1 pseudogene is annotated in these 312 nt (G+C 62.5%); it reads right to left on the bottom strand.

Going from position 1 to position 312, the window contains the following annotated elements:
• Positions 1-312, bottom strand: a pseudogene (locus A3728_RS17690) (ABC transporter permease); the annotation flags it as partial.

The following is a 312-nucleotide window of genomic DNA, read 5'->3' on the forward strand; positions in this document are numbered from 1 at the left end:
CAGGACCCCTTGATGAGCCGGCTGAACACGTCCCGGGCCAGATTGTCGCCCCCCAGCAGGAACCACGGGTAGTCGCCTTCCTCGGCCCCGCGCAGGGGCGTTCCGGGAAGCTTGTTTTTCATGCCCGACACCTGGCTGAGGCTGTCGTGGGTGACCAGAAGGTCGAAGACCCCGCCGAAGACGCCGGTGAACACCCAGAACATCACGATGGCGAAGCCGATCATGCCTACGGTACTGTCAAAGAGCTTGCCATAAAGGCCCAGCCGCCGCTTGTAGGTGATCGACAGCGCGAAGGTCACAATCAGGGCGATC

The sequence above is a fragment of the Sulfitobacter sp. HI0040 genome, from assembly GCF_001634885.1.
Lineage (GTDB): Bacteria > Pseudomonadota > Alphaproteobacteria > Rhodobacterales > Rhodobacteraceae > Sulfitobacter.